The organism is Paenibacillus agaridevorans (assembly GCF_003112455.1).
Classification (GTDB): Bacteria; Bacillota; Bacilli; order Paenibacillales; family Paenibacillaceae; genus Pristimantibacillus; species Pristimantibacillus agaridevorans.
The window spans coordinates 1-256 of record NZ_BDQX01000403.1 but is presented as its reverse complement, the minus strand read 5'-3'; positions in this window follow the sequence as shown (position 1 = coordinate 256).

Here is a 256-nt window from a genome sequence, read left to right as displayed (position 1 = left end):
GTCCTTGCCCATGGCCTGAGCCGTGACTTGGCCCGTGCCCAGAGCCATGCCCCGTCCCGTGTCCGGAACCGCCAGAACCATGAGGGGGGCGAGTGGTCTGATGGGTGTCGTACATGTTCGGTTCATTGTCGGAATCATGCTCATTTAATGTAGCATCAAAAGGGAACTGCAGGCGTCCCCCCGGTCCGCCGCCAGGTCCGTGCCCTGGTCCGCCGCCAGGTCCGTGCCCAGATCCGCCGCCAGGTCCGTGCCCCGG